This is a genomic window from Allopontixanthobacter sp., from assembly GCF_034376665.1.
Classification (GTDB): domain Bacteria; phylum Pseudomonadota; class Alphaproteobacteria; order Sphingomonadales; family Sphingomonadaceae; genus Allopontixanthobacter.
In genome coordinates this window covers 1-25,448 of record NZ_JAXMJI010000115.1, presented here as the reverse complement: position 1 = coordinate 25,448, position 25,448 = coordinate 1, and the positions used below count along the sequence as shown (strand labels likewise).

At 61.8% G+C, this 25,448-nt stretch carries 35 protein-coding genes; 31 read left to right on the top strand and 4 right to left on the bottom strand.

Going from position 1 to position 25,448, the window contains the following annotated elements; translation table 11 throughout:
- Positions 1–121: 121 nt before the first annotated feature.
- On the top strand, positions 122–1,213 hold the full coding sequence (locus U0988_RS13000; protein ID WP_322293049.1) for a glycosyltransferase family 2 protein: 1,092 nt from the start codon (positions 122–124) through the stop codon (positions 1,211–1,213).
- Here U0988_RS13000 and U0988_RS12995 read toward each other — a convergent pair.
- Together U0988_RS12995 and U0988_RS12990 are read right to left on the bottom strand one after the other, a co-directional pair.
- Positions 1,210–2,490 carry a phospholipid carrier-dependent glycosyltransferase gene (locus U0988_RS12995; protein ID WP_322293048.1) on the bottom strand — a complete coding sequence of 427 codons (1,281 nt, stop codon included), beginning with the start codon at positions 2,488–2,490 and terminating at the stop codon, positions 1,210–1,212. The genes U0988_RS13000 and U0988_RS12995 overlap by 4 nt on opposite strands.
- Before the next feature lie 42 nt (positions 2,491–2,532).
- Entirely contained in the window at positions 2,533–2,946 is a 414-nt protein-coding gene (locus U0988_RS12990) for a hypothetical protein (RefSeq protein ID WP_322293047.1), read from the bottom strand.
- Positions 2,947–3,021: 75 nt separating this feature from the next.
- On the opposite strand from U0988_RS12990, the gene U0988_RS12985 reads away from it, so the two are divergent.
- From U0988_RS12985 to apaG, 4 genes are all read left to right on the top strand, one after another.
- Complete coding sequence (locus U0988_RS12985) at positions 3,022–3,597, top strand: TetR/AcrR family transcriptional regulator (protein WP_322293046.1); 576 nt, start codon at positions 3,022–3,024, stop codon at positions 3,595–3,597.
- A 12-nt stretch (positions 3,598–3,609) separates the two neighbouring features.
- Positions 3,610–4,818, top strand: coding sequence for a trans-sulfuration enzyme family protein (locus tag U0988_RS12980; RefSeq protein ID WP_322293045.1), 1,209 nt, complete (start codon positions 3,610–3,612; stop codon positions 4,816–4,818).
- 105 nt (positions 4,819–4,923) lie between these two features.
- Positions 4,924–6,729 (top strand): diguanylate cyclase, encoded by a 1,806-nt coding sequence (locus U0988_RS12975; RefSeq protein ID WP_322293044.1) that lies wholly within the window; start codon positions 4,924–4,926, stop codon positions 6,727–6,729.
- A gap of 55 nt (positions 6,730–6,784) precedes the next feature.
- A complete protein-coding gene (apaG, locus tag U0988_RS12970; protein WP_322293043.1) occupies positions 6,785–7,183 on the top strand; it encodes a Co2+/Mg2+ efflux protein ApaG in 399 nt (132 codons plus the stop codon).
- Here apaG and U0988_RS12965 read toward each other — a convergent pair whose 3' ends face one another.
- Positions 7,184–8,065 (bottom strand): LysR family transcriptional regulator, encoded by an 882-nt coding sequence (locus tag U0988_RS12965; protein WP_322293042.1) that lies wholly within the window; start codon positions 8,063–8,065, stop codon positions 7,184–7,186.
- Positions 8,066–8,179: 114 nt separating this feature from the next.
- Here U0988_RS12965 and U0988_RS12960 point away from each other — a divergent pair, with 114 nt between their 5' ends.
- The 3 genes from U0988_RS12960 to U0988_RS12950 all read left to right on the top strand — a co-directional run bounded on the left by U0988_RS12960 (position 8,180) and on the right by U0988_RS12950 (position 10,144).
- The gene (locus U0988_RS12960) at positions 8,180–8,746 is read left to right on the top strand and encodes an NAD(P)H-dependent oxidoreductase (protein ID WP_322293041.1); all 567 of its coding nucleotides are present in this window, start codon (positions 8,180–8,182) and stop codon (positions 8,744–8,746) included.
- Positions 8,747–8,815: 69 nt separating this feature from the next.
- Positions 8,816–9,607, top strand: a complete 792-nt coding sequence (locus tag U0988_RS12955) for a LysR family transcriptional regulator (RefSeq protein ID WP_322293040.1) — start codon at positions 8,816–8,818, stop codon at positions 9,605–9,607.
- A gap of 6 nt (positions 9,608–9,613) precedes the next feature.
- A complete protein-coding gene (locus U0988_RS12950; protein ID WP_322293039.1) occupies positions 9,614–10,144 on the top strand; it encodes a GNAT family protein in 531 nt (176 codons plus the stop codon).
- Positions 10,145–10,156: 12 nt separating this feature from the next.
- On the opposite strand, the gene U0988_RS12945 is transcribed toward U0988_RS12950, so the two are convergent.
- Positions 10,157–10,861 carry a hypothetical protein gene (locus U0988_RS12945; protein WP_322293038.1) on the bottom strand — a complete coding sequence of 235 codons (705 nt, stop codon included), beginning with the start codon at positions 10,859–10,861 and terminating at the stop codon, positions 10,157–10,159.
- A gap of 600 nt (positions 10,862–11,461) precedes the next feature.
- Between U0988_RS12945 and U0988_RS12940 the strand changes: the two genes are divergently transcribed.
- From U0988_RS12940 to rpsH, 23 genes are all read left to right on the top strand, one after another.
- Positions 11,462–11,956: a hypothetical protein gene (locus U0988_RS12940; RefSeq protein WP_322293037.1), complete on the top strand. Its 495-nt coding sequence runs from the start codon at positions 11,462–11,464 to the stop codon at positions 11,954–11,956.
- A 311-nt stretch (positions 11,957–12,267) separates the two neighbouring features.
- Positions 12,268–12,750 carry a DUF6941 family protein gene (locus U0988_RS12935; protein WP_322293036.1) on the top strand — a complete coding sequence of 161 codons (483 nt, stop codon included), beginning with the start codon at positions 12,268–12,270 and terminating at the stop codon, positions 12,748–12,750.
- A gap of 88 nt (positions 12,751–12,838) precedes the next feature.
- Positions 12,839–12,970, top strand: a complete 132-nt coding sequence (locus tag U0988_RS12930) for a hypothetical protein (RefSeq protein ID WP_322293035.1) — start codon at positions 12,839–12,841, stop codon at positions 12,968–12,970.
- Positions 12,971–13,355: 385 nt separating this feature from the next.
- The gene (gene rpsL / locus U0988_RS12925) at positions 13,356–13,727 is read left to right on the top strand and encodes a 30S ribosomal protein S12 (RefSeq protein ID WP_322293034.1); all 372 of its coding nucleotides are present in this window, start codon (positions 13,356–13,358) and stop codon (positions 13,725–13,727) included.
- Between the two features lie 182 nt (positions 13,728–13,909).
- Positions 13,910–14,380 (top strand): 30S ribosomal protein S7, encoded by a 471-nt coding sequence (rpsG, locus tag U0988_RS12920; RefSeq protein ID WP_322293033.1) that lies wholly within the window; start codon positions 13,910–13,912, stop codon positions 14,378–14,380.
- A gap of 161 nt (positions 14,381–14,541) precedes the next feature.
- Positions 14,542–16,635 (top strand): elongation factor G, encoded by a 2,094-nt coding sequence (fusA, locus tag U0988_RS12915; RefSeq protein WP_322293032.1) that lies wholly within the window; start codon positions 14,542–14,544, stop codon positions 16,633–16,635.
- A gap of 92 nt (positions 16,636–16,727) precedes the next feature.
- Complete coding sequence (tuf, locus tag U0988_RS12910; protein ID WP_322293031.1) at positions 16,728–17,918, top strand: elongation factor Tu; 1,191 nt, start codon at positions 16,728–16,730, stop codon at positions 17,916–17,918.
- A 190-nt stretch (positions 17,919–18,108) separates the two neighbouring features.
- The gene (gene rpsJ / locus U0988_RS12905) at positions 18,109–18,420 is read left to right on the top strand and encodes a 30S ribosomal protein S10 (protein WP_160754899.1); all 312 of its coding nucleotides are present in this window, start codon (positions 18,109–18,111) and stop codon (positions 18,418–18,420) included.
- A 196-nt stretch (positions 18,421–18,616) separates the two neighbouring features.
- Entirely contained in the window at positions 18,617–19,396 is a 780-nt protein-coding gene (gene rplC / locus U0988_RS12900) for a 50S ribosomal protein L3 (RefSeq protein ID WP_322293076.1), read from the top strand.
- A gap of 3 nt (positions 19,397–19,399) precedes the next feature.
- Positions 19,400–20,035, top strand: a complete 636-nt coding sequence (gene rplD / locus U0988_RS12895; RefSeq protein ID WP_322293030.1) for a 50S ribosomal protein L4 — start codon at positions 19,400–19,402, stop codon at positions 20,033–20,035.
- Positions 20,028–20,339 (top strand): 50S ribosomal protein L23, encoded by a 312-nt coding sequence (locus tag U0988_RS12890; RefSeq protein ID WP_160754902.1) that lies wholly within the window; start codon positions 20,028–20,030, stop codon positions 20,337–20,339. Before rplD ends, U0988_RS12890 begins: the two co-directional genes overlap by 8 nt.
- A gap of 11 nt (positions 20,340–20,350) precedes the next feature.
- Positions 20,351–21,187 (top strand): 50S ribosomal protein L2, encoded by an 837-nt coding sequence (gene rplB, locus U0988_RS12885; protein ID WP_322293029.1) that lies wholly within the window; start codon positions 20,351–20,353, stop codon positions 21,185–21,187.
- 5 nt (positions 21,188–21,192) lie between these two features.
- Positions 21,193–21,468 (top strand): 30S ribosomal protein S19, encoded by a 276-nt coding sequence (gene rpsS / locus U0988_RS12880; RefSeq protein ID WP_160754904.1) that lies wholly within the window; start codon positions 21,193–21,195, stop codon positions 21,466–21,468.
- Positions 21,468–21,851 carry a 50S ribosomal protein L22 gene (gene rplV / locus U0988_RS12875; protein ID WP_160754905.1) on the top strand — a complete coding sequence of 128 codons (384 nt, stop codon included), beginning with the start codon at positions 21,468–21,470 and terminating at the stop codon, positions 21,849–21,851. The genes rpsS and rplV overlap by 1 nt, the downstream gene beginning before the upstream one ends.
- 3 nt (positions 21,852–21,854) lie before the next feature.
- Positions 21,855–22,550, top strand: a complete 696-nt coding sequence (gene rpsC / locus U0988_RS12870) for a 30S ribosomal protein S3 (RefSeq protein ID WP_322293028.1) — start codon at positions 21,855–21,857, stop codon at positions 22,548–22,550.
- Positions 22,551–22,578: 28 nt separating this feature from the next.
- Positions 22,579–23,010 carry a 50S ribosomal protein L16 gene (rplP, locus tag U0988_RS12865; protein ID WP_160754907.1) on the top strand — a complete coding sequence of 144 codons (432 nt, stop codon included), beginning with the start codon at positions 22,579–22,581 and terminating at the stop codon, positions 23,008–23,010.
- A 2-nt stretch (positions 23,011–23,012) separates the two neighbouring features.
- On the top strand, positions 23,013–23,228 hold the full coding sequence (rpmC, locus tag U0988_RS12860) for a 50S ribosomal protein L29 (protein ID WP_160754908.1): 216 nt from the start codon (positions 23,013–23,015) through the stop codon (positions 23,226–23,228).
- A gap of 10 nt (positions 23,229–23,238) precedes the next feature.
- Complete coding sequence (rpsQ, locus tag U0988_RS12855; RefSeq protein WP_322293027.1) at positions 23,239–23,538, top strand: 30S ribosomal protein S17; 300 nt, start codon at positions 23,239–23,241, stop codon at positions 23,536–23,538.
- Between the two features lie 76 nt (positions 23,539–23,614).
- A complete protein-coding gene (rplN, locus tag U0988_RS12850; RefSeq protein WP_322293026.1) occupies positions 23,615–23,983 on the top strand; it encodes a 50S ribosomal protein L14 in 369 nt (122 codons plus the stop codon).
- On the top strand, positions 23,983–24,303 hold the full coding sequence (gene rplX, locus U0988_RS12845; RefSeq protein ID WP_322293025.1) for a 50S ribosomal protein L24: 321 nt from the start codon (positions 23,983–23,985) through the stop codon (positions 24,301–24,303). The genes rplN and rplX overlap by 1 nt, the downstream gene beginning before the upstream one ends.
- Positions 24,296–24,877 (top strand): 50S ribosomal protein L5, encoded by a 582-nt coding sequence (gene rplE, locus U0988_RS12840; protein ID WP_322293024.1) that lies wholly within the window; start codon positions 24,296–24,298, stop codon positions 24,875–24,877. The genes rplX and rplE overlap by 8 nt, the downstream gene beginning before the upstream one ends.
- A 28-nt stretch (positions 24,878–24,905) precedes the next feature.
- Complete coding sequence (gene rpsN, locus U0988_RS12835; RefSeq protein ID WP_322293023.1) at positions 24,906–25,211, top strand: 30S ribosomal protein S14; 306 nt, start codon at positions 24,906–24,908, stop codon at positions 25,209–25,211.
- Positions 25,212–25,221: 10 nt separating this feature from the next.
- A partial coding sequence (gene rpsH, locus U0988_RS12830; protein ID WP_322293022.1) for a 30S ribosomal protein S8 occupies positions 25,222–25,448 on the top strand: 227 nt, incomplete at its 3' end.

The window sequence follows — 25,448 nt, the reverse complement described above, 5'->3', positions numbered from 1 at the left end:
TGCCGAAGGCAGGGGTGGAGGGGCAGGCTTGGCTTGTCCCGACGGCTGAGATCATGAGCAATACCGCGTGCCCCTCCACCATCCTGCGGATGGTTCCCCTCCCCGTGCCGGGGAGGATTTGATGCTCCAGCTCGCCATAATCCTCCCGACCCTCAACGAACGCGAAAATATTGCCACGCTGGTCGAACGCATCGACGCGGCGCTTGCGGGTATCGGCTGGGAAGCGATATTTGTGGATGATAACAGCGCCGATGGCACCGCGGAGGAGGCACGCCGTCTGGCGCAGGCCGATCACCGCGTACGGGTGATCCAGCGGATCGGGCGGCGCGGGCTGGCCTCTGCCGCGATCGAGGGGATGTGCGCCACCGCCGCGCCCTTTGTGGCGGTAATGGATGCCGATCACCAGCACGATCCCGCGCTGCTGCCGGCCATGCTGGAGGCGGTGCAAAGGGGGGTCTGCGATGTCGCCGTGGCTTCCCGCTTCGTGGAGGGCGGGAACGCGCAGGGGCTGTCGAGCGATCGGCGGGAGGCGGGATCGAACCTTGCCAACCGGCTGGCGCGCAGGATGACCGGGGTGGAACTTACCGACCCGATGAGCGGGTTCTTCCTGATCGATACGGCCCGCTTGCGCGCGCTCGCTCCGCGGCTGGCGGGCATCGGGTTCAAGCTGCTGCTCGACATTCTTGCCGCCTCGAAACCGCCGCTGCGCGTCCGCGAATTTCCGCTGCAACTGGCACCGCGCCGCGCGGGTGCAAGCAAGCTGGACCGGGCGGTCGCGTTCGAATTTCTGGTCGGACTGTATGAACGCAGCTTCGGTCGGCTCATCCCGGTGCGTTTCGCCCTGTTCGGCACCGTCGGCGGGGCGGGGGTGGTGGTCCATTTCGCGGTGGTGGCGCTGCTGTTCCAATTGCTCGGCAGCGGTTTTGCCCTGTCCCAAACCGCCGCGACCCTGACCGCGATGACCTTCAACTTCTGGCTCAACAATTTCCTGACCTACCGCGACCGGCGGCTGCGCGGGGCGCTGAATCTGCTGCGCGGCTGGGCGGGATTTTGCGCCACCTGCGCCGTCGGGGCCTTCGCCAACATCGCCGCGGCAACCTATCTGCAAGCGAGCGGAATTCACTGGGCGCTGGCGGTGGCGGCCGGAATCCTGCTCGGCTCGGTGTGGAATTACGCGCTGTCGAGCCGGTTCGTGTGGGGCCGGTTCGGCTAACGCCAGCTGTCCAGCCACATCCAGTGGTTGAAACTCTGCGGCCCCGCCAGCGGCGCGGCGCTGAGAATGGGGTAGAACCACGCGAATATCGCTACGCTGCCAGCGAGAATTCCGCCCGCGACCCGGCGCCTGCCGCGCTGCCACAGGGCATTGAGCGCCAGCGCCAGCCCCGCCAGCAGGAAGCAGCTCGGCAGGAAATAATGGTAATAGAACTGGACCGGCTTGTTCACCGCCGCCCAGAACAGCACGCTGGCGGCAAAGAAGACGAACACCGCCAGCGCGTCCCATCGTTTGCGCGCGATCCCGGCCCACAGGCACCACGCCATCGCGGGAAGGCCGAGCAGCATCGTCAGCGGATTGCCGATCAGCAGAATACCGCGCTGCGCCCCGTCCGCCGCTTCGTAGAGATACCAGATTGCCCGCAGATTGAGCAGCCAGTCGGGCCAGTTGCTCTGGTAAGGATGCGGCTGGATCACGCTGGACTGGAGCGCAATGATCTCGCGGTGCAGCGCGACGAACCCGCCCGGCTGCAGCGCACCCTCGGCGAAGAAATACGCAGGCAGGAAAGTCAGCCAATAGACCGCCAGAGGCAACGCGCCGAGCCATAGCCCGGCCTCCAGCAGCGTCATGCCTGGCAGCGGCATTCCGCGCCGGCTCATCAGCAGCCGCCTTCGCCCGGCAAACGCGCGCAGCACCAGGAAACCCGCGCCGGGGATCACCGCCAGCGCCGCGGCGTTCCATTTCGAGGCCATCGCCAGGCCCAGCGCGATGCCCGCGATCGCCAGCCTGCGCCGCCCGGTCTCCGGCTCGCGCATCGCGGCGGCCAGCTGCCACAGCGCAATCGCAAAGAAGCACGCCATGAAAATGTCCAGCATGGCGATCCGCGAATGCACGAAGAGGGCAAACCCGCTCGCCAGCATCACGCCGTAGGCTAGGGATGCAAACCGAGAATAGCTCGCAAACCACAGCGCGCGGCAGAAGGCGAACAGGGCGGTCGCACCGGCGACCACGGAGAAAATCCGCCAGCCAAGCGGATTATCGCCAAACAGGGCGATTCCGGCGGCCATGATCTCCTTGCCCAGCAGCGGGTGTTCCCGGTTCAGCCAGCCCGATTGGTCGAGCAGGGCGCGCGCTGCGGGCAGGTAATGCACTTCGTCGAAATAGGGCGCGGACGGGATGGTCAGGCGGATACTGCACAGACCCGCGAAAGCCAGCGCCAGCAAAGCGGTCAGCCCAATTGGATCGCGCGGCGAGTGGGGGGAATGCGGCGGGCTCATCGCGCTCCGTCTAGGCAGGCCCGCCCGGGCCGACAAGTGGGTTCACTGCGGAGCAGGATCTCGCAGATGCCCGGCAGCCTTGCGCCGTTCGAGCCACAGGACCCGCGCCAGCATCGGCAGCAGCGCGATGGACGCGGTCAGGGCGGCGCCGACGATCCACGGCCAGACGCGCATCCCCACCGCCCGCGCCCGCGGGATCAGCAGGAACAGCGCGATCGCGACGGCGAAGATCAGATCGTACCACACCTGCACGCCCCACAGATTGGCGGTGTGGTTGGTGAAAAAGCCGATCGGCCCTTCGGCCCACACGGTGACGGCGGTAAAGCCGAGAAACCCGCCGCCCAGCAGCGCGGCTGCGGTGGCGGATCCGCGCAAATCGCGCGACAGGGCAAGGTAAAGCATAACCGCAGCAGCGGCCGCAACGCCGGCGAGAAAAAGAATTTCGGTGGGGTTCATGGCAAGGATCCTTGTAGCGGAATACGTAGCACTCGCTACACTTGTGCACGGTTGTAGCGATTGCTACAAGCCCTTATGAAAAATTCTTCCGGCGCACCCACTCCCGCAGGCCGCGTTCCGCTTGATCGGCAGGCGATGCTCGGGGCGATGGCCGCTCATGTGCTCGAGCATGGGCTTTCGGGTGCCAGCCTGCGGCCGCTGGCGAAAGCGGCGGGGACCAGCGACCGGATGCTGATCTACCATTTCGGCAACAAGGAAGCGCTGATCGGCGAATTGCTCACCTATCTGGCGAACGCCTATTCCGATGCGCTGGACGAAGCGCTGCCGACCGGGCGCGCGGACAGCCGCGGGGACTGTCTCGATGCAATTGCGGCCGCCACCCGCGCGCCGCAATTCGCGCCTTACCTTGCGCTATGGTGGCAGATCGTGGCGGAGGCCTCGCGCGGGAACGCGGTTTACCGGGACAGTGCGCGAGCGATCATGCGCAAATTGCTCGGCTGGGTGGAGGATTTCATGCCCCTCGGCGAGACGGACCGGACCGGCGCCGCGCAGCAGGTGCTGACCCTGGTGGAGGGGGCCCAAATGCTCGACGCGGTGGGGTGCAGCGATATTGCCGACGCGGCGCTTGCCCGCGCCATCGCTGCCGGTTAAGCAGCCCGCATCATGAAGAAGACGACCGGAATGGACCGCCAGGTCACCCGCGCATGGCGCCCCGCGACGCAGGCGGTCCGCGGAGGCACCTGGCGCAGCGAGCACGGCGAAACCAGCGAGGCCTTGTTCCTCACCTCGGGCTATACTTACGACGATGCCGCCACTGTCGCCGCGCGCTTTGCGGGCGAGGATCCCGGCATGACCTATTCGCGCCTCCAGAACCCGACCGTGGCGATGCTCGAGGAACGCATCGCCCTGATGGAAGGGGCCGAGGCGTGCCGCGCGCAGGCCAGCGGGATGGCGGCCATGACGGCGGCGCTGCTGTGCCAATTGTCGGCAGGCGACCACTGCGTGGCGGCCCGCGCGGCATTCGGTTCGTGCCGCTGGCTCGTCGATCATCTGCTGCCGCGTTTCGGCATCGAAACCACCGTGATCGACAGCGCCGACGGCGCCGCATGGGAAGCGGCCATACGCCCCAACACCAAAGTGTTCTTCTTCGAAACTCCCGCCAACCCGACGCTGGATATCGTCGACATCGCGCATGTCTGCGGCCTCGCCCGGGCGCACGGGATCGTCAGCGTGGTGGACAATGCATTCTGCAGCCCCGCGCTGCAGCGGCCGATGGAGTTCGGCGCCGATGTGGTAGCCTATTCCGCCACCAAACTGATGGACGGGCAGGGCCGGGTCCTGGCGGGCGCGGTGTGCGGAACGGAAGAATTCATCAACGAGAAACTGCTCCCGTTCCAGCGCAACACGGGCCCCAACCTCGCACCCTTCAACGCGTGGGTTGTACTTAAAGGCCTCGAAACCCTGTCGCTGCGCGCGCACCGCCAGAGCGAGAATGCGCTGGCGCTGGGCAGGTTCATGGAAAGCCGCGTGCCGATCATGCTTCATCCCGGTTTGCCCAGCCACCCGCGCCACGACCTTGCGATGCGCCAGATGGACGCCTGCGGGCCGATTTTCAGCCTGGTGGTGGACGGCGGACGGGCGCAGGCCCACGCGGTGCTGGATGCATTGGAATTGATTGATATTTCGAACAACATCGGCGATTCGCGCAGCCTGATGTGCCATCCCGCCAGCACTACCCACGCAGCCATGGGGGACGAGGCGCGCGCCCAGATGGGCGTGTCCGAAGGGATGCTGCGGATCAATGTCGGGCTGGAGGACATCGATGATCTGATGGAGGATATGGACCGGGCCCTGGAGGCCGCCGGCTTGTAAGCCCTAAGATGCTGCACCGCATGGTTAATTTTGCGTCCCCATGCGGGTCAAAAACCTGACTTCTTTAGCAAAGTGTAAACCCCGTTTCCGCTACGTCGGCGAACTATGGGACGTGACAAAGGCACATTAACGGATCTGCTCCGGCCATTGGTCACAGGTGCGATCTATTTCCTGCTCGCCCATTTTTCCCTCCGTGCCTCGACGGGGTTCAGCGAATTGGCGACCATGTGGCCGCCCAGCGGATTGCTGCTGGCGATTCTGCTGCTGACCCGCCGGGACCGCTGGCCGGGCATAATCCTGGCCTGCACTGCAGGCAGCGTCGCCGCCAATTATATGGCCAGCTCCGACATCCTGCTCGCGACCGGTTTCTCACTCGCTAACATGGTCGAGAGCCTGCTGGTCATTCGTCTGATGGGCAAGGAATCGCGCCGGTTCGGCACCTTTGGCGAACCGCACAGTATAATCCGTTTTGCTCTTTCGGTCATAGCTGGCGGATTGGTCAGTGCGTCGATCGCCACCTTCCTCGTTGGCGGGTGGTCGGGCTACGTGTTCGTTTCCTGGGCGACGACCGTTATCCTGGGAATGCTGATCGTCACCCCGATCATCGTCACCATGGCGCAGTTTCTGGGCAGCAAAAGAACCCCGCTGAGCCGTCGGCAAGTCCTCTGCGCAATGTTCGCGCTATGCATGGTGACCTCGGTTACCTTGCTGGCGTTTACCCAGGCGACCTTTCCGCTGTTGTTCCTGCCGCTGGCTGCGGTGATCATGGTCACCTATCTGTTCGGTCCGCCGGGCGCTGCGGCCAGCGTGTTCGTGATCGGGATCATCGGTTCGCTCGCGACGACAAACGGGCTGGGCCCGATCCCGGCGCTGGAGGGTGACCGCCATCTGAATGTGCTGTTCTTCCAGTTTTTCCTCGGCGTTGCCCTGCTGTCGTCCTTCCCGCTCGCAGCGTTGCTGGCACAGCGCGCCTACACCCTGGCGGATCTGGAACACAGCAACCGGATGCTGGAAATGGCAGAGCGGGCCGCGCATGTCGGGCACTGGCGGGTCGACCTTCTGACCAATATCATGATCTGGTCGGCCGAAGTGTACCGAATCCACAATTATGATCCCGGTCTGGACGTCACGATCGAAGCGGCAATCGGGGCGTATCACCCCGCCGACCGTAAACGGGTGATAGACAGCCTGAAGGACACCGTGAAAACCGGTGCACCGTTCAAGTTCGAAGCGCGGCTGCGGCTTGCGGATGGATCCATCCGCCACGTCATCAGCAGCGGCGAACTGGAACGCAATCCGCTGAACGGCCATCCGGCGGCGGTGGTCGGAATGTTCATGGACGTGACCGACCGGGTCGAAGCTCTCGGCCAGCTCGAACAGGCCCGCAAAGCTGCCGAGACGGAGGCGCGCAACGCGGCAATTCTGGCCGAGACCGACCAGCTGACCGGTCTCGCAAACCGGCGGAAAATTCTCAATGATCTGCGCAGCGAAATCGCGCGGGCCGAAGCCTTTGGCGAACCGCTGACCATTGCTGTGCTCGATGTCGATCATTTCAAGGCTATCAACGACACGCTGGGTCACGCTGCCGGCGACGAGGTGCTGACGCGCCTGGGACGGATATTCACGCGCAGCCTGCGCGGTTCCGACCGGGTCGGGCGGATCGGCGGCGAGGAGTTCGTGCTCATCCTGCCGGGGACGACTGCCGCTGCCGCAACGCCGCTTGCGGAACGGCTGCGCGCAGACATTGCGGAACTCGCCTGGCCCGAAGCCGGTCTCGAAAAAGTGACCGTCAGCATTGGTGTCGCGGGGCATTCCAGTGGACTAGACGACCGCGCGCTGATGCTCGCGGCGGATCTCGCGCTCTATTCCGCCAAACGCGAAGGTCGAAACCTGCTGCGCGTTGCGGCGTAGCCTTTCGCAAGCTCCCTTGTGGCGGAACGCAAGCCGGGTTACCCTTGCGGGTGACATGAAAGAGCTTTTCCAGCACGCCGCGATAACGCACGATATCACCGTCCGGGTGGCGGTAAGCTTCTTGCCCGAACAATCGCAGCCCGATGCCGGAAAATGGTTCTGGGTCTATCATATCCGGTTGGAGAACGGCTCGGAAGAGCGGGTGCAGCTGAAGATGCGCCATTGGAGAATCACCGACGGACGCGGATTGATCAGCCATGTCGATGGCGAGGGGGTGGTGGGGGAAACCCCGGTGCTGCAACCGGGCCAGACTCACGATTACGTATCCGGCTGTCCGCTGACCACGCCGCAGGGTTCGATGGAGGGTTATTTTACCTTCACCCGGTCCGATGGCACTCCGTTCGAAGTGGCGATCCCCTATTTTCCGCTGGCCGCACCCGCCACGGCCGACTGATCAGCCGAACCGCCAGCCAGCCGCCGGATCGCCCATCAGGTCGAGGAACGCGCGCACCTTCGGGGTGCGGTTCAGATCAACATGGGTCACCAGCCACAGCGTCACCGCCCATTCGGCGCGGGGGGGCAGCATTTCCACCAGCTCGGGATGATCGGCGACATGATATTCGGGCAGGAAGCCGATCCCGACCCCCGCCAGCACCGCGGAAGTGTGGCTGGGAATATCGTTGCTGATCAGCACCACGTCCCGCGGCGCGATGTGCTGCGCCATCCATTTGAGGAACGGCGCGCGGGGATTTGCCGCGTCGCTGCCGATGAAGCGGTGGCCGGCCAGATCCGCCTCGCCGCGCGGAACGCCGTGCTCCGCGGCGTAGGACCGGTGGGCGTACAGCCCGATGTGCATGGTTCCGGCGCTGCGCACGACATTGTCCGGGTCCTGCGGCTTGGCGCCCACGCGCAGCGCGATATGCGCCTCCCCGTATTCCAGTTTCGCGAGGTCCTGACTGGCGAGGAAGCGGGTCTTGACCGAGGGGTGCCGCCGCCCGAACTCCGCGAGCACCGGAAACAGATGCTCGGCCATCTGGGCGATCGAGGTGATCACGAGGTCGCCCTCGATGACCTCCGCCTGGCTTTTCGCGTGCAGGAACAGCTGGTCGAACTGCTCCTCGCAGGCTTCGGCGATCTGGAGCAGCCGCCGCCCGAGATCGGTGGGCAGGAAGCCCCGCCGGTTGCGCTGGAACAGCTTGCCCCCGAGCGCGCCTTCCAGCGTGTCGATATGCCGGGTGACAGTGGCGCGGTGGACATTCAGCGCGTCTGCCGCGGCGCTGACAGTGCCGAGCCGGGCGACGGTGGCGGCGGTCCTGACCTCGTTCCAATGCTGCATCGCGCGCACCTTGTTGCTGTAAAAACGCGCATTGGATGCGCATTCCCGTCTCTATACCTTATTGATGCAACATGGCATAGCAACCGGTGAAACAGTCCTTCAGGAGCCGCACCCATGAAAATTCTCGCCTTTTCCGCCAGCAATTCCAGCCAGTCGATCAACCGGATGCTGGTCCATCATGCCGCCGATGTCCTGCGGTCCGAACTGATGCCCGAGGCTGAGATCGAAACGCTCGACCTGAGCGATTACGAAATGCCGATCTATTCGATGGACCGCGAAGTGGCGGACGGAATTCCCGAACTCGCCCGGCAATTCCGCGCCCGGATCGCGCAGGCGGATGCGCTGCTGATTTCCTTTGCCGAGCATAACGGGCATTACACCGCGGCGTACAAGAACATCTTCGACTGGGCGTCCCGGCTCGAAGGCAAGGTCTATGCCGGCAAGCCGATGGTCGCGCTGTCGGCCTCGCCGGGGCCGGGCGGTGCCGCCAGTGTGCTCGCCGCCGCGAAGACCTCCGCGCCCTATTTCGGATCGGAGATTCGCGGCAGCCTCGGCGTCGCCAATTTCGGGACTGCGTTCGATGCGCAGGCCGGGGTGCTGACCGATCCGGAACTGGCGCGAAGCCTGCGCGAAGCGCTCGGCGGGCTGACCACCCAGATGGCCGAGCCCGTCTCCGCATAACAAACTGCGCCCGGCCCCGCGGCAATAGCGCAGTTGCGGCGCGGGGCCGAGCGCCCTAGATGCGGGCGAATGAAGCGGACTCACTTGCCCCTCAACGCCCTGCGCGTGTTCGATGCCGCCGCGCGGCATCTGTCGTTCACCCGCGCGGCGGACGAGCTGGCGGTGACGCCGGCCGCCGTGGGCCAGCAGATCCGCGCGCTGGAGGATCATCTGGGCACGGTGCTGTTCCGCCGCACCAGCAAGGGGCTGGAACTGACCGACGAAGGCTGCGCCGGGCTCGATTCGCTGCGCGAAGGCTTCCTGCGGTTCGAGGAAAGCGTGCAGGCGATGCAGGCCGGGCAGGCGAGCGACCGCTATGCGATTGCCGCTCCGCGCGAATTCTACGCCCAGTGGCTCGCCCCCCGGCTCGCCGCCTTCCGCCGCAGCAACCCCGGCGTTAGGTTCCAGCTGGTGGCGGACGAGAATGCCGATTTCACCGAGACGAACCTCGATTTCGCGGTCCGACTGGTCGATGGCCCGGGCGATCTGGAGGGGGTCGAGCTGGCCCCGGCGTTGCGCGTGGTGGTGGCCGCGCCCGATGCGCCGGACGACTGGATCGACTGGCCCGGCGCGCCCTTGCCCGAAGGGGCGGAGGCGAGCATCCAGGCGGGCAATGCCGGACAGGCGTTGAGTTCGGCCATGGCCGGGATGGGCAAGGCGATCCTGCCCTATCTGCTGGTGGAGGAAGCGCTGGGCCAGAAACGGCTGGTCGCGCTGGAAGGGCCGGACGAGGGGCGCCGCGCCTATTGGCTGGTCGCCCCGCTACCGCAGTGGCGGCAGAAAAAGGTCAAGGCGCTGGTCGCCTTCCTTTCGGCGGGATAGCGGCCCATGGCGACCGTTCCGACCATCGAGAGCGAACGCTTCGTCCTGCGGGAATTGACCGCGGGCGATGTCGCGGCATTCTGGCCCGCATTCTCCGATCCCGGCAATATGCGCTGGTGGAGCCGGGAGGCGTTCACCAGCCGGGAAGAGCTTGCCGCATGGCTGCTTTCCACCGACTGGGACGGGCGCAGCTGGGCCGCGATCGAACGCAGCAGCGGCGAGCCGGTATGCCGCGTGATCGCCAGCCCGGGAATGGAGGGCGTGTCCGAAATCGGTTACGCCACGGTGCTCGGCCGGCACGGGCAGGGCATCGCCCGCGAATGCGTCGGCGCGCTGATATCGCATTTGTTCCAGAAGGAAGCGATGCGCCGGGTGTGGGCCGATGTCGATCCGGACAATGCCGCGTCCAATGCGCTGGTCAAGGGGCTGGGCTTCACGCTGGAGGGGCGCCTGCGCGAGGCGTGGAAAACCCATATCGGCGTGCGCGACAGCCTGATCTGGGGCCTGCTGGCACGGGAATGGCCCGCGCCAAGCTGACCGGGCTTCGGTTTACTCCGGCTCCTCGCCCGACAGCAACGCCTCCGCCGCTTTCTTGCGGGCGATCATCGCGTCCAGCTTGGCGTTGATGGAGCCGATGATCTCGTCCTCGTTGGCGACCGATTCGCCGTAGGCCTCGGCGAGGATTTCCTTTTTGAGCGTTTCGTACATCGGATTGCCGGGTTTGAGGTTGCCCCCGTCGCGCACACCCGCGGAATAGCGCCCCGGCCTCCGCTGGCGCGGCAGGAACATCACCAGCGCCTCGTTATGCCTGTGCCATGTGCCGATGATCTCGCCGCGAGAAACCAGCGGACGCTCCTCGCCCTCGATCGCGCGGGCGAGCGCACAATCCTCCAGCCGCGCCACCCCCAGATCCACCGCCGCTTCCCACGCCGCCGCAAATTCCTCCGCCCCGGGCCGGTGGCGCAGCTTGTACAGCGCCTCCAGCGATTTGCCGATGTGGCGAGCGGCCTGGGTGACGATGCCGGTGGCGGCCAGTTGCGCGATAAAGGCGCGCTGGAGCGGGGCGGTGATGGAATTGGAGCGGGGGCGGGAATGGGGAACGGGGGTGAAGGAAAGCAGAGGATCATCCGGCGCAGGCGGAAACCCCCGAAACGCCGCGCGCGAAGTGCGCCGCGACGGACGCGCGGAGGAACAGGCGAGGGGGGATGCCGCGGGGGCGGAGTTTTCGGCGGAGGGCGGGGAGGGCTTGGTCATAATCCACCCCAGATTGCAAAATTCGCCCGAGTAGGAAAATGTTTTCTCGATCCTCCCTGCACGAAGCGCGGGGAGGGTGGTGGAGGGGCCGGTGCCACACGCGCCAACCCCGCAAATCATGCAGCAAGAACCGAAGCCGTCCGGCAGCCACCCGAAGCTTGGTCGCGGCAGCCAAAGGGCGACCGCCCGCCCGAGCTTATGCGAGGAAAGCCAAGCGAGCCGGATGGCTCGCGCCCGGCGCTTGAGGGGCTAAACAAAAAAACCGATCCTGGAATGCCGCCAACGGCGCGCCCTCTTTTTGGGGCGGCAGGCGAACGCCACTAGAGATAAGTATCCTGTCCCCGGAATTCCTGTTCCCGGAATTCCTGTCCCCGGAATTCCCTGTCCCCGGAATTCCCCACTAGAGATAAGTATACTGTCCCCGGAATTACTGCCGGAATTACCATACACCATAATCCAGATGCTTGACGCTTGCATGTTGGCAGATTTCTTGGCACCAACCCGTTCATATAAAATATAATTTCTAAAAATTTGACCCAGTGCCTTGTCGCCAAGGCACCCTCACATGACGTTATGTTTTTCGCAAGGCTGTTGACTTACATGGCAACACTACTAGATCTAGTTCAGCGAGGCGAGCTGCAAAAGCTTGAAGCATGCTTGAGCTGGCGAGAGCAGGAGGAGCGCCGGATTTATGCCTTTCCTACAGCAGTGCGCTGGCTTACCGAAAGTCTTCCAGGATTAGCTTCAGATTGGAATTTGGAAATAACTCCAAGTGAGCAGTTGGACGACTTTTTCGTCGAGTTTTGTTCAGGTCACGAGCTTATGTTTGAGCGGCAAATTCGTCCGATTCGTCACATTAGGCATGGAGTGTGGGAATTGAAAACAGCGGATACTCGTCTGTTTGGTTGGTTTGCTGCAAGAGATTGCTTCATCTGCACGAACGGGGGCCTTACTTCGGATATAAAAAAGTCGAATCTATATGACGGCCACAGAGATGAAGCTGTGCGCCTCAGAAGCGCACTTGATTTAGATGAACCAAAATTTGTTGCTGGGAATAATCCAAATGACGTCGTTTCAAATTTCTGTTTCCCCTAGCCGAAGAGCTGCGTCCCGATTTGTTAATAGCGTGCGTAGAAAGCTCCAACGGGCTTATGCGTCTTCGCCGGACGTCAGCCAAACCGATATCGCGAATGCACTGGGCGTGCACAGATCTGTGATTAATCGCCAATTGCGTGGTCATAAAGACATGACACTCAGCCGTGTCGCTGAGTTGGCTTGGGCCTTGGGGTTTGATCCCCGGTTTGAGTTAGAGCGATCAATTGCTGACTTTGGCAGTAATACCCCAGCTGACGAAAAGGGTGCGAATCCATTCACCCAGATCTCTCAGTATTCTAATGCGTTCCAAGTTGAACGGCATCACGAAGACAATATTACACGAGTTCCTTCAGATGCATGAGATGTCAGCAATTGCCCTCTTTTGTGAAGATGTCAGGGAGGAAAAGCAGGGCACATACTCCTTGATGGGAATTGTCGGTGACAATTTGCGTGTGCCCAGCCTCCCCGGTGCGATTCCAAAGTTCGTCATCTACGTCAGAATTAACATCCCGATCAGTTGCACAGCGGAGGAGCTAAGATTATATCTCCACTATCCAAATGGGGATCGCATCCTAATCAACACGATCAGAGAAGATTTGGTCGAAAAGACGCTCAATGATGCGAGGAGTATGGGAAATCCAATCGCAGGAATTTTCAGCCACTTGGTAGCGGCTCCGTTTCCGGTTGAGCAAGCGGGTCGAATAGCTGTCGAGCTTGAATCAACTTCTGGATCACAGGTGATCGGCAGCATCCATTTTGACATTACACAGGATAGCTCCGAGTCAACTACTTAACCCCCTTACCTACGCACATTCCCTGATTCCACCCCGCCGCCCATAGTCGCAAACTCCCCCCGGTCCCCACAACCGGAGGCGGCCCGCCATGAAAACCATCGCAGCAGCGCTCGCACTTGCCGTGGCAGCTACGCTCCCCGCGGTGTGCAGCAATGATGTCTATGGCCGGGGCGGGCTGACCTGGTCGAGCTATCCCTATTACGGTTGGTACGACATTTGACCGTCCCCGCTTCACCACCCCCCACTTGACCCCAACCCGAATCCAACATAAAGGCGCCCCATCCGAAGCGGGAACCTCCTCACCGAGTGCCTGCCTAGGACAGATAGAGCTGAACATTGCCGGTTATGTTCCGGGGGCCTTTCGCGCAATCGAATGGGCCCTTCTCTGTTGGAAGGGGTGGTAACATCCCTCTCTCGGGGCAGCCGTCAAAGTAACCCGGTGTCTTGGCATCAGGTGGAGTGTTTCAGGCTCGTGCACACGGAATGTCGCTTTCGCGGCGTTCCGTGTTTCGCTGGGTTCCTGCCTTTGCAGGAAAGCGGCCGCGCGATCCCTTGCCACTTCACCTTTGTGTCATCCGCGCCACGTAACAGGTGAAGAGTACTTCATGCCGACAATCAACCAGCTGGTCCGCAAGGGCCGCGTTCCCCAGAAGGCCAAGAGCAAGGTCCCTGCGATGGAACAGAACCCGCAGAAACGCGGCGTATGCACCCGCGTCTATACCACGACGCCGAAGAAGCCGAACTCCGCACTGCGCAAGGTGGCCAAGATCCGCCTGACCAACCAGCGCGAAGTGATTTCCTACATCCCCGGCGAGGGCCACAATCTTCAGGAACACAGCGTTGTCCTGATCCGTGGCGGCCGTGTGCGCGACCTTCCCGGTGTGCGTTACCACGTGCTGCGCGGCGTGCTCGATACGCAGGGTGTCAAGGATCGCCGCAAGAGCCGTTCGAAGTACGGCGCCAAGCGTCCGAAGTAAGGGCTGGAGCGGCCTCCACCCACTGCCCTTCATCCCGGCGAACGCGGGGATCGCTCGCAGGGAAGGCGGACACCCCGAGTTCGAAGTATAGAAACCGAGTGCCAAGTGGAGAACGGTCCCAGCTTTCGCTGGGATGACGGTTCAAGACCTCCGCTGACATTCCGGACATTTTGGAGATAAAAATGTCACGTCGTCGTCGTCCCGAAAAGCGGGTCATTCTGCCCGATCCCAAGTTTGGGGATCAGATCCTGTCGAAATTCATGAACAACCTCATGTATGATGGCAAGAAATCCACTGCCGAGAGCATTGTTTACGGTGCGCTCGCCACGGTCGAGGCCAAGGCCAAGACCGATCCGATCCAGATGTTCCATGATGCGCTGAACAACATCAAGCCGCAGGTGGAAGTCCGCAGCCGCCGCGTTGGCGGTGCCACCTACCAGGTGCCGGTCGAGGTTCGCCCCGAACGTGCCCAGGCGCTGGCGATCCGCTGGCTGATCTCCTCGGCGCGCGGCCGTCCGGAAACCACCATGGCGGCGCGTCTGTCGGGCGAGTTGATGGATGCGGCGAACAACCGCGGCAACGCAGTGAAGAAGCGGGAAGACGCGCACCGGATGGCCGACGCCAACCGTGCATTTTCTCACTACCGCTGGTAACAGTGGTCCGCCGGCAACGCCGCTGGTAATATATACCGGTTGAACCCCCTTCGACTCCGCTCAGCCTGAGCCTGTCGAGGGCCAACCGGTCGCATTAGTAACCATATGGGGGAGGGATCGCATCGGGCGGTCCCCTCTCTATAGCACCACAGGAATTATCCATGGCCCGCGAATACCCGCTGGAACGCTACCGCAACATTGGCATCATGGCGCATATCGACGCCGGGAAGACCACGACGACGGAGCGGATCCTCTATTACACCGGCAAATCCTACAAGATCGGCGAAGTGCATGACGGCGCGGCGACGATGGACTGGATGGAGCAGGAGCAGGAGCGCGGGATCACGATCACCTCCGCCGCCACCACGACCTTCTGGGCCAACGAGGACGGCAAGGGCGAAAAGCACCGGATCAACATCATCGACACCCCCGGGCACGTCGACTTCACCATCGAAGTCGAACGCTCGCTCCGCGTGCTCGACGGTGCGGTCGCCGTGTTCGACGGCGTGGCCGGCGTGGAACCGCAGTCCGAAACCGTGTGGCGCCAGGCGGACAAATACAAAGTTCCAAGAATGTGCTTCATCAACAAACTCGATCGCACCGGCGCCGATTTTTACTACTGCGTCCAGTCGATCATCGACCGCCTGGGTGCGAAGCCGCTCGTGCTGTATCTTCCGATCGGTATCGAAGGCGGGCTGAAGGGTCTCGTCGATCTGGTCAACAACCGCGGGATCATCTGGAAGGATGAAAGCCTCGGCGCGGAATTCGAATATATCGATATTCCCGCAGACATGGCCGACAAGGCCGCGGATTATCGCAGTGCGTTGATCGAAACCGTGGTCGAACTCGATGACGAAGTGATGGAAGCCTATTTCGAAGGCAACATCCCCGACGCGGCGACGCTGAAGCGGTTGATCCGCAAGGGCACGCTAGATCAGGTGTTCGTGCCGATCGTGTGTGGTTCCGCGTTCAAGAACAAGGGTGTTCAGCCGCTGCTCGACGCAGTGGTTGATTATCTGCCCAGCCCGCTGGACGTTCCTGCGATCAAGGGCGTTCTGCCTGACAGCGACAAGGAAGAAACCCGGGCGTCGTCCGACGAAGCTCCATTTTCCGCGCTGGCGTTCAAGATCATGAACGATCCGTTCGTGGGTTCGCTGACCTTCACCCGCATCTACTCCGGCCATCTAACCAAGGGCGGCGTGCTGAATTCGGTGAAGGACAAGAAGGAAAAGATCGGCCGCATGCTGCTGATGCATTCCAACAACCGCGAAGATATCGATGAAGCGTTCGCTGGCGATATCGTCGCGATTGCCGGGCTCAAGGACACGACCACGGGCGATACCCTGTGCGATCCGGCCAAGCCGATCATTCTCGAGCGGATGGAATTCCCCGAGCCGGTGATCGAACTGTCGGTGGAACCCAAGACCAAGGCCGACCAGGAAAAGATGGGCGTCGCGCTCAATCGTCTGTCGGCAGAGGATCCTTCGTTCCGCGTTTCGACCGATCACGAATCCGGCCAGACCATCATCAAGGGCATGGGCGAGCTTCACCTCGACATCCTGGTTGACCGGATGAAGCGTGAGTTCAAGGTCGAAGCCAATGTCGGTGCGCCGCAGGTGGCATACCGCGAATCGCTGGGCCGCGAAATCGAAGTCGATTACACGCACAAGAAGCAGTCCGGTGGTTCGGGCCAGTTCGCCCGCGCCAAGGCAGTGTTCATTCCCGGTGAACGCGGCCAGGGCATTGTGTTCGAAGATTCCATCAAGGGCGGCAATATTCCCCGCGAATATATCCCGTCGCTGGAAAAGGGCATGCGCGAACAGGCAGCCAGCGGCTATCTGATCGGCTTCCCGATCATCGACTTCACTGTCCGCCTGACGGACGGCGCCTACCATGATGTCGACTCATCTACGGTGGCGTTCGAAATCTGCGGTCGCGGTGCGATGCGTGAAGCGGCGGAGCGTGGCGGTATCAAGCTGCTCGAGCCGGTGATGAAGGTTGAAGTCGTTACACCGGAAGATTATCTCGGTGACGTTATCGGCGATCTCAACTCCCGTCGTGGCCAAATTCAAGGCACCGACACCCGCGGTAATGCCCAGGCAGTCGAAGCTTTGGTGCCGCTGGCCAATATGTTCGGTTACGTGAACGAGCTGCGTTCGTTCAGCCAGGGCCGGGCAAATTACTCGATGCAGTTCTCTCACTATGAGGAAGTGCCGGCGAGTGTCGCACAAGAGGTCAAGGAGAAGCTTGCCTAACCGCAAGCTACCGTCTAGTGGCGGCGCCTGATTCAGCGGGTGCCGTTCATTTCCCGCAATCATTCAGTTCATTTGAGTAGAGGTTAGAGACAATGGCGAAAGCTAAGTTTGAGCGGACAAAACCGCATTGCAACATCGGCACCATCGGTCACGTCGACCACGGCAAGACCACGCTGACAGCAGCAATCACCAAGGTGATGGCTGAAATCCACGGCGGTTCCGCTGTCGATTTCGCCAACATCGACAAGGCTCCCGAAGAGCGCGAGCGCGGCATCACCATTTCGACTGCACACGTCGAATACGAAACCGCCGCGCGCCACTATGCGCACGTCGATTGCCCGGGCCACGCCGACTATGTGAAGAACATGATCACCGGTGCTGCCCAGATGGACGGCGCGATCCTGGTGGTGAACGCTGCTGACGGCCCGATGCCGCAGACCCGCGAGCACATCCTGCTTGCCCGTCAGGTCGGCGTGCCGGCTCTGGTCGTTTACCTGAACAAGGTCGACCAGGTCGATGACGAGGAAATCCTCGAGCTCGTCGAAATGGAAGTTCGCGAACTGCTTTCGAAGTATGATTTCGACGGCGACAACATTCCTATCGTCAAGGGTTCGGCTCTGGCCGCTCTCGAAGGCCGCGATGACGCCATCGGCAAGGATTCGATCATTGCCCTGATGGAAGCCGTCGACCAAGCCATCCCGCAGCCCGATCGTCCGATCGACAAGCCGTTCCTGATGCCGATCGAAGACGTGTTCTCGATCTCGGGTCGCGGTACGGTTGTGACCGGCCGTGTCGAAACCGGTATCGTCAATGTTGGCGACGAAGTCGAAATCGTCGGCATCAAGGACACCGGCAAGACGGTTGTGACCGGCGTCGAAATGTTCCGCAAGCTGCTCGATCGCGGTGAAGCCGGTGACAACATCGGTGCCCTGGTTCGCGGCGTGGGCCGTGACGATGTCGAGCGTGGACAGGTTCTGGCGAAGCCCGGTACCGTCAACCCGCACACCGACTTCAACGCCGAAGTTTACGTCCTGTCGAAGGACGAAGGCGGCCGTCACACGCCGTTCTTCGCGAACTATCGTCCGCAGTTCTACTTCCGCACCACCGACGTGACCGGTGAAGTGATCCTCCCCGAGGGCACCGAAATGGTCATGCCGGGCGACAACGTGACGATCGGCGTTAAGCTGATCGCTCCGATCGCGATGGACGAAGGTCTTCGTTTCGCAATCCGTGAAGGCGGCCGTACGGTCGGTTCAGGGGTTGTCAGCAAGATCACGAAGTAATATAGGCGCTGCACCAGCCGGGGAACCCGATTCATTCGGGCGATTCGGCTGGTCAGTTTTCGCTGATTAGTTTTGGGGGCCGCCCCTTCCCATGACCTTCCATGAAGGCTTGGCGAGGCGGGGCGGTCTCTTGTTTTATGAAGTGCTCCTGACGGGGTGTTTCTTGGCTCTTTCGCATCGGTAGTAGGTAATGGAAGCTCAGAATATCCGCATTCGCCTGAAGGCGTTCGATCACCGCGTGCTCGACCAGGCAACCGGCGAGATTGCGGATACCGCACGCCGCACCGGCGCGCTCATTCGTGGCCCCATTCCGCTGCCGACGCATATTGAAAAGTTCACCGTGAACCGCGGCCCGCACATCGACAAGAAGTCGCGCGAGCAGTTCGAGGTGCGGACTTTCAAGCGGCTGCTCGACATCGTGCAGCCCAACGCCCAGACGGTCGATGCGCTGATGAAGCTCGATCTCGCCGCTGGCGTGAACGTGGAAATCAAGCTGGCTTGATTTTTACATCCCGGTGCAAGCCGGGATGAAGACAAATGGGATACCTCCGGCGATTGCCGGGCAAGCGTCCCCCGTCTCGTCTTCCCGAGCCCCAGCGGCGAATGGAAGGCACTCAGCCCGGACGGGGTGACGCATTACAATCTGGGTTGGCAAGCATCCGGAATGGTCCGGATGCCTCTGTTTTAGGAGATTGGTGATGCGCACAGGCGTGATCGCTAAAAAAGTCGGGATGACCCGCCTCTTCCAGGAGGATGGCCGCCATGTGCCGGTCACCGTCCTCGCGCTTGAGGAATGCCAGGTCGTATCGCACCGCACTGCCGAACGTGATGGCTATTTCGCGCTTCAGGTCGGTTCGGGCGAAGCCAAGCAAAAAAACGTCGCCAAGCCGCAGCGTGAGCATTTCGCCAAGGCGGAAGTCGGGCTGAAGCGCAAGGTCGCCGAATTCCGGCTCGAAAGTGAAGAAGGTTTCCTGCCGATCGGTTCGACCATCAGTGCAGACCACTTCATCGCCGGCCAGAAGGTCGATATCACCGGCCACACGCAGGGCAAAGGCTTTGCCGGCGCCATGAAGCGTTGGGGCTTCGGGGGTCTTCGGGCCACTCACGGTGTGTCTCTGTCCCACCGCTCGCACGGTTCGACGGGTAACCGCCAGGATCCGGGCCGCGTGTTCAAGGGCAAGAAGATGGCCGGTCATATGGGTGATCGCCAGCGCACGCAGCAGAACCTCGAAATCGTGCGCACCGACGCCGACCGCGGCCTGCTGTTCGTGAAGGGTTCTGTCCCTGGCTCGAAGAATGGCTGGCTGGTCGTTCGCGATTCGGTGAAGCTGAAGCTGCCCGAGGGCGTTCCGTTCCCCGGCGCGATCATCGACACCAAGGCTCCCAAGGCCGAAGCCGCCCAGGAAACTCCCGTAGCAGTCGAAACCGAAACCGCAGAAACCGCGGCTCCGGATTCCGACACGAACAAGGAGGGCTGATCCGTGAAGGTGAAGGTCCAGAAAATCGACGGTGCCAAGGTAACCGGGGCATCCGGCGACATCGAGCTCAACGATACCGTCTTCGGTGTCGAGCCGCGCGCCGATATCCTCCACCGCGTGGTCACGTGGCAGCTCGAGAACCGTCGCGGCACTGCCCGCGGCGCGCGCGAGCGGTCCGATGTGGCGCGTACCGGCAAGAAATTCGGCAAGCAGAAGGGTGGCGGCGTTGCCCGTCACGGTGACCGCGCAGCCCCGATCTTCATCGGTGGCGGCAAGGCTCACGGTCCGCGGGTCCGCGATTTCAACCCGTCGCTGAACAAGAAGATCCGCGCGCTCGGCCTGAAAATGGCCCTGTCGAGCAAAGCCCGGGACGGCCTGGTTATTGTCGACAGTCTCGAGCTAAAAGACAACAAGACCAAGCTGCTCGCGGAAATCTTCGGCAAGGCCGGTTATGCTGGTAAAGTGCTGGTGATCGACGGCGAAGGCGTGAACGAAACGTTCAGGCTGGCGGCGAGCAACATCCCGAATGTCAATGTGATGCCGGCCATGGGTGCCAACGTCTATGACATCCTGAAACACGATACGCTGATCCTGACCAAGGACGCTGTCGCCAAGCTGGAGGCGCGCGTCAATGGCTAAGAAGCAGGAAGTGGCTGCACGTCATTACGACGTCATCCTGTCACCCCACATCACCGAGAAGTCGACGCTGCTTTCCGAATTCGGCGCAGTGGTCTTCAAGGTATCGAATGACGCGACCAAGCCGCAGATCAAGGAAGCCGTAGAGGCTTTGTTCGATCGAAAGGTGAAAAGCGTCAACACGGTTGTCCAGAAGGGCAAGACGAAGCGCTGGAAGGGTCGTCCCTACAAGCGTTCCGATTTCAAAAAAGCGGTTGTGACGCTGGTTGACGGGCAAGACCCGATCGACGTCACCGGCGCGATCTGAGGGCAGGACTGATGGCACTCAAAAATTACAAACCAACCAGCCCCGCACGTCGCGGCCTGATCCTTGTCGACAAGTCTGCCCTGTGGAAGGGCAAGCCGGTCAAGGCGCTTACCGAAGGCAAGCGCAAGACCGGTGGCCGCAACAACAAGGGTCACGTCACCTCGCGCGGGATCGCCGGTGGTCACAAGCAGAAGTATCGCTTCATCGATTTCAAGCGCCGCAAGTGGGATATGCCCGCTACGGTCGAGCGGATCGAATACGATCCCAACCGCACCGCGTTCATTGCGCTGGTTAAGTATGAGGACGGCGAGCTGAACTACATCATCGCGCCGCAGCGGCTTGCCGAAGGCGACGTGATCGTAGCCGGCGAGAAGACCGATACCAAGCCTGGCAACGCGATGTTGCTGGCGCAGATGCCGGTCGGCACGATCTGCCACAATGTGGAAATGAAGCCGGGCAAGGGCGGGCAGATCGCCCGTTCCGCCGGGACCTATGTCCAGCTCGTTGGCCGTGACCGCGGTATGGTGATCGTCCGTCTGAACTCCGGTGAACAGCGGTATGTCCGGGGCGATTGCATGGGTACGGTTGGCGCGGTTTCGAACCCTGACAATTCGAACCAGAATTTCGCCAAGGCTGGCCGCACCCGCTGGAAGGGTCGCCGCCCGCTTACGCGCGGCGTGGCCAAGAACCCGGTCGATCACCCGCATGGTGGTGGTGAAGGCCGGACCTCGGGCGGCCGTCATCCGGTTACTCCATGGGGCAAGCCGACCAAGGGTGCCCGTACCCGCAGCAACAAGCAGACGGACAAGATGATCATCCGTTCGCGTCACGCCAAGAAGAAGAGGTAACCCCGATGGCTCGTTCCGTCTGGAAAGGTCCGTTCGTCGACCTCCACCTGCTGAAAAAAGCAGAAGCCGCGCAGGATTCCGGTGCTCGTGGCGCGATCAAGACCTGGTCACGCCGCTCCACCGTCCTGCCGCAATTCGTCGGCCTGACGTTCAGCGTCTATAATGGTCACAAGTTCATTCCGGTGTCCGTCAACGAGGACATGGTCGGTCACAAGCTTGGTGAATTTGCGCCCACGCGCACCTTCCCGGGCCATGCTGCCGACAAGAAGGGCAAACGCTAATGGGTAAGGCAAAATCCCCCCGCCGCGTCGCCGATAACGAGGCGCTGGCAGTTGGCAACACGATCAAGGGTTCGCCGCAGAAGCTCAATTTGGTTGCTGCGCTGATCCGCGGCCGCAAGGTCGAGGAAGCGCTGAACATCCTGGCGTTTTCCAAGCGGGCCATGGCGCGCGATGCATCCAAGGTGCTGGCCTCCGCCATCGCCAATGCGGAAAACAACCACGATCTCGATGTGGACTCGCTCGTCGTTGCGGAAGCAAGCGTCGGCAAGTCGATCACGATGAAGCGGTTCCACACCCGTGGCCGCGGCAAGTCGACCCGGATCCTGAAACCGTTCAGCCGCCTGCGCATCGTCGTTCGCGAGCACGAAGAAGAGGAAGCGTAAGCCATGGGTCATAAAAGCAATCCGATCGGCCTGCGTCTGCAGATCAACCGCACCTGGGACAGCCGCTGGTACGCCGAAGGGCGCAACTATGCGCAGCTGCTCAAGGAAGACATCGCAATCCGCAAGTACATCGTGGACACGTTGCCGCAGGCCGCGATTTCCAAGGTGGTGATCGAGCGTCCGGCCAAGCTGTGCCGCGTATCGATTTATGCTGCGCGGCCCGGTGTCATCATCGGCAAGAAGGGCGCGGACATCGAAAAGCTTCGCTCGAAGCTTGCGACGATGACGGACAGCGACGTCAAGCTCAACATCGTCGAAATTCGCAAGCCGGAAGTCGATGCCAAGCTCGTCGCTCAGGGAATCGCCGATCAGCTGATCCGCCGTATCGCGTTCCGCCGTGCGATGAAGCGCGCGATGCAGTCCGCCATGCGTCTGGGTGCCGAAGGCATCAAGATCCAGTGCGGTGGTCGTCTCGGCGGCGCCGAAATCGCCCGTGTCGAACAGTACCGCGAAGGCCGCGTTCCGCTGCACACGCTGCGCGCCAACGTCGATTACGCCGAAGCCGAAGCCCTGACTGCCTATGGCATCATCGGCATCAAGGTCTGGGTCTTCAAAGGCGAAATCCTGGCGCATGATCCGACGGCACAGGACCGGTTGATGATGGAAGCCCAGACCTCCGGCGTAAGGCCCGCCCGCTAAGGCGGCGCGTAGAGATTAGGTAAGAGCAATGCTACAACCCAAGAAACCGAAATTCCGCAAGACCTTCAAGGGTCGGATCAAGGGCGATGCGAAGGGCGGCACCACGCTGAACTTCGGGTCCTATGGTCTGAAGGCGCTTGAGCCCGAGCGGATCACCGCGCGCCAGATCGAAGCGGCCCGCCGCGCGATTACCCGTCACATCAAGCGTCAGGGACGTTTGTGGATCCGCATCTTCCCGGACGTTCCGGTGTCGAAGAAGCCTGCTGAAGTCCGTCAGGGCAAGGGCAAGGGTTCGGTCGAATATTGGGCTGCACGGGTGAAGCCGGGCCGCATCATATTCGAGCTGGACGGCGTTCCCGGCCCATTGGCTGCCGTCGCTTTCGAGCGCGCGGCCATGAAGCTGCCGATCAAGACCAAGGTTGTTGCCCGTCTGGGTGACACCACGCATCTGGAGGGTTGAAGATGAGCAAGATCGAAGACCTGCGCACCAAGAGCGACGACCAGTTGGACAGCCAGCTGACCGAACTCAAGCGCGAACAATTCAACCTGCGTTTCCAGTCCGCTACCAGCCAGCTCGAACGGCCGGCCCGGATCAAGGAAGTGCGCCGCGCGATCGCGCAGATCAAGACGCTGCAAACCGAACGCCAGAGCGCGTCGGCCTCAGCGACAGCGAAGTAAGGACAGGGCGATGCCTAAACGTATCCTGGTCGGAACCATTACCTCCGACAAGATGGACAAATCCGTGACCGTTCTGGTCGAACGCAAGGTGAAGCACCCGCTTTACGGGAAGATCATCCGGCGCTCGAAGAAGTATCACGCGCATGACGAGAACAACGTCCACAAGACGGGCGAAACTGTGCGGATCGAGGAGACCAAGCCGATCTCCAAGACCAAGACATGGCGCGTTCTCGACACGGTGCAGGCCAGCAAGGGCGTCGCCGTCGAAGCCGATATCGACGTCGAGGCAGCCGCGGGCAGCACGACCTGATTTTTGAATGATTTTTGGAACTGCAGGACTGGTTACCCCCAAGATCCTGTAAGCCGGGTAAGAAGGAACCGCATCGATGATTCAGATGCAATCAAATCTAGAGGTCGCCGACAACAGCGGCGCGAAGCGCGTCCAGTGCATCAAGGTGCTGGGCGGGTCGAAGCGCCGGACTGCCAGCGTGGGTGACGTGATCGTCGTTTCGATCAAGGAAGCGCAGCCGCGCGCCAAGGTTAAAAAGGGCGACGTTCACCGCGCGGTGATCGTTCGCACCCGCAAGGAAGTTCGCCGGAGCGACGTCAGCGTGATCCGTTTCGACGGCAACGCTGCGGTTCTGGTCAACAAGAACGAGGAGCCGATCGGCACCCGTATCTTCGGCCCCGTGGTCCGCGAACTGCGTGGTCGCGGTTTCATGAAGATCATCAGTCTCGCGCCGGAGGTGCTGTAATGGCCGCCGCTAAGATCAAGAAGGGCGACAGCGTCGTCGTGCTCTCGGGCAAGGACAAGGGCCAGACCGGCACCGTCCAGAAGGTCATGCCGAAAGAAGGCAAGGTCGTCGTCCAGGGCGTGAACATCGCTGCGCGTCACCGCAAGCCGAGCCAGACCAACCCGCAGGGCGGCATCGATCGTTTCGAAGCGCCGATGCACCTGTCCAAGGTTGCCGTGGCCGATCCCAAGGATGGCAAGCCGACCCGCGTCCGCTTTGAAGAGCGTGACGGGAAGAAGGTCCGGGTTGCGGTCAAGTCTGGAGAGACAATCGATGGCTAAGTCCACTGCCCCCCGCATGAAGCAGCGCTATGACGATGTGATCGTCAAGGCGATGACCGAGAAATTCGGTTACACGAACCGTCTTCAGGTTCCGCGGCTCGACAAGATCACGCTCAACATGGGCGTGGGCGAAGCGAGCCAAGACAAGAAGAAGGTCCAGACCGCTGCCGAAGAAATGGCGCTGATCGCCGGCCAGAAGCCGGTCATCACCAAGGCCAAGAAGTCGATCGCCCAGTTCAAACTGCGCGAAGGCATGCCGATTGGCTGCAAGGTAACCCTGCGCCGCGAACGCATGTATGAATTCGTCGACCGTCTGGTGACGATCGCGATGCCGCGTATTCGCGACTTTCGCGGTCTGAACCCGAAGAGCTTCGATGGCCGCGGCAATTACGCCATGGGCCTGAAGGAGCAGATCATCTTTCCCGAGATCTCCTACGATCAGATCGAAAAGGTCCGCGGGATGGATATCATCGTCACCACCACGGCGAAAACCGACGAAGAGGCGAAGGAATTGCTCCGCCTTTTCGGTTTCCCGTACCCGGCTGAAGAAGCCGAAGAACAGCAGGCCGCATGAGCGGTAAGAAGAAGAGAGCTTAAGTCCAATGGCGAAACTGAGTTCCATCAACAAGAACGAGCGTCGCAAGAAGCTCGTCAAGAAGTATGCGGCGAAATACGCCAAGCTGAAGGCTGTGGCCGACGACAAATCCCTCGACGAGGGCGAGCGTCTGATGGCCCGTCTCCAGATGGCGGAAATCCCGCGCAACGCGAATCCCACGCGTGTGCGCAACCGTTGCACCACCACCGGCCGCCCGCGCGGCTATTACCGCAAGTTCGGCCTCAACCGCATTGAACTGCGCAATCTCGCCAACAAGGGGCTTATCCCCGGCGTGACCAAGTCGAGCTGGTAAGGATTAGCAGATGGCTATGACCGATCCCCTGGGTGATATGCTCACCCGCATTCGTAACGGACAGCAGGCGAAGAAGGATTCCGTCCTTTCGCCCGCTTCCAAGCTGCGTGCAAACGTACTCGAAGTTCTCCAGCGCGAAGGCTACATCCGTGGCTATTCCGAAGACGCCACGGGCAAGCACCCGGCGCTTCGGATCGAACTGAAGTATTTCGAAGGCGAACCTGCGATCAAGCATGT

Coding starts and splice junctions, on each gene's coding strand:
- U0988_RS13000 (WP_322293049.1), top strand. CDS start 122: ATGCTCCAGCTCGCCATAATCCTCCCGACCCTCAACGAACGCGAAAAT.
- U0988_RS12995 (WP_322293048.1), bottom strand. CDS start 2,490: ATGAGCCCGCCGCATTCCCCCCACTCGCCGCGCGATCCAATTGGGCTG.
- U0988_RS12990 (WP_322293047.1), bottom strand. CDS start 2,946: ATGAACCCCACCGAAATTCTTTTTCTCGCCGGCGTTGCGGCCGCTGCT.
- U0988_RS12985 (WP_322293046.1), top strand. CDS start 3,022: ATGAAAAATTCTTCCGGCGCACCCACTCCCGCAGGCCGCGTTCCGCTT.
- U0988_RS12980 (WP_322293045.1), top strand. CDS start 3,610: ATGAAGAAGACGACCGGAATGGACCGCCAGGTCACCCGCGCATGGCGC.
- U0988_RS12975 (WP_322293044.1), top strand. CDS start 4,924: ATGGGACGTGACAAAGGCACATTAACGGATCTGCTCCGGCCATTGGTC.
- apaG (WP_322293043.1), top strand. CDS start 6,785: ATGAAAGAGCTTTTCCAGCACGCCGCGATAACGCACGATATCACCGTC.
- U0988_RS12965 (WP_322293042.1), bottom strand. CDS start 8,065: ATGCAGCATTGGAACGAGGTCAGGACCGCCGCCACCGTCGCCCGGCTC.
- U0988_RS12960 (WP_322293041.1), top strand. CDS start 8,180: ATGAAAATTCTCGCCTTTTCCGCCAGCAATTCCAGCCAGTCGATCAAC.
- U0988_RS12955 (WP_322293040.1), top strand. CDS start 8,816: ATGAAGCGGACTCACTTGCCCCTCAACGCCCTGCGCGTGTTCGATGCC.
- U0988_RS12950 (WP_322293039.1), top strand. CDS start 9,614: ATGGCGACCGTTCCGACCATCGAGAGCGAACGCTTCGTCCTGCGGGAA.
- U0988_RS12945 (WP_322293038.1), bottom strand. CDS start 10,861: ATGACCAAGCCCTCCCCGCCCTCCGCCGAAAACTCCGCCCCCGCGGCA.
- U0988_RS12940 (WP_322293037.1), top strand. CDS start 11,462: ATGGCAACACTACTAGATCTAGTTCAGCGAGGCGAGCTGCAAAAGCTT.
- U0988_RS12930 (WP_322293035.1), top strand. CDS start 12,839: ATGAAAACCATCGCAGCAGCGCTCGCACTTGCCGTGGCAGCTACGCTC.
- rpsL (WP_322293034.1), top strand. CDS start 13,356: ATGCCGACAATCAACCAGCTGGTCCGCAAGGGCCGCGTTCCCCAGAAG.
- rpsG (WP_322293033.1), top strand. CDS start 13,910: ATGTCACGTCGTCGTCGTCCCGAAAAGCGGGTCATTCTGCCCGATCCC.
- fusA (WP_322293032.1), top strand. CDS start 14,542: ATGGCCCGCGAATACCCGCTGGAACGCTACCGCAACATTGGCATCATG.
- tuf (WP_322293031.1), top strand. CDS start 16,728: ATGGCGAAAGCTAAGTTTGAGCGGACAAAACCGCATTGCAACATCGGC.
- rpsJ (WP_160754899.1), top strand. CDS start 18,109: ATGGAAGCTCAGAATATCCGCATTCGCCTGAAGGCGTTCGATCACCGC.
- rplC (WP_322293076.1), top strand. CDS start 18,617: ATGCGCACAGGCGTGATCGCTAAAAAAGTCGGGATGACCCGCCTCTTC.
- U0988_RS12890 (WP_160754902.1), top strand. CDS start 20,028: ATGGCTAAGAAGCAGGAAGTGGCTGCACGTCATTACGACGTCATCCTG.
- rplB (WP_322293029.1), top strand. CDS start 20,351: ATGGCACTCAAAAATTACAAACCAACCAGCCCCGCACGTCGCGGCCTG.
- rpsS (WP_160754904.1), top strand. CDS start 21,193: ATGGCTCGTTCCGTCTGGAAAGGTCCGTTCGTCGACCTCCACCTGCTG.
- rplV (WP_160754905.1), top strand. CDS start 21,468: ATGGGTAAGGCAAAATCCCCCCGCCGCGTCGCCGATAACGAGGCGCTG.
- rpsC (WP_322293028.1), top strand. CDS start 21,855: ATGGGTCATAAAAGCAATCCGATCGGCCTGCGTCTGCAGATCAACCGC.
- rplP (WP_160754907.1), top strand. CDS start 22,579: ATGCTACAACCCAAGAAACCGAAATTCCGCAAGACCTTCAAGGGTCGG.
- rpmC (WP_160754908.1), top strand. CDS start 23,013: ATGAGCAAGATCGAAGACCTGCGCACCAAGAGCGACGACCAGTTGGAC.
- rpsQ (WP_322293027.1), top strand. CDS start 23,239: ATGCCTAAACGTATCCTGGTCGGAACCATTACCTCCGACAAGATGGAC.
- rplN (WP_322293026.1), top strand. CDS start 23,615: ATGATTCAGATGCAATCAAATCTAGAGGTCGCCGACAACAGCGGCGCG.
- rplX (WP_322293025.1), top strand. CDS start 23,983: ATGGCCGCCGCTAAGATCAAGAAGGGCGACAGCGTCGTCGTGCTCTCG.
- rplE (WP_322293024.1), top strand. CDS start 24,296: ATGGCTAAGTCCACTGCCCCCCGCATGAAGCAGCGCTATGACGATGTG.
- rpsN (WP_322293023.1), top strand. CDS start 24,906: ATGGCGAAACTGAGTTCCATCAACAAGAACGAGCGTCGCAAGAAGCTC.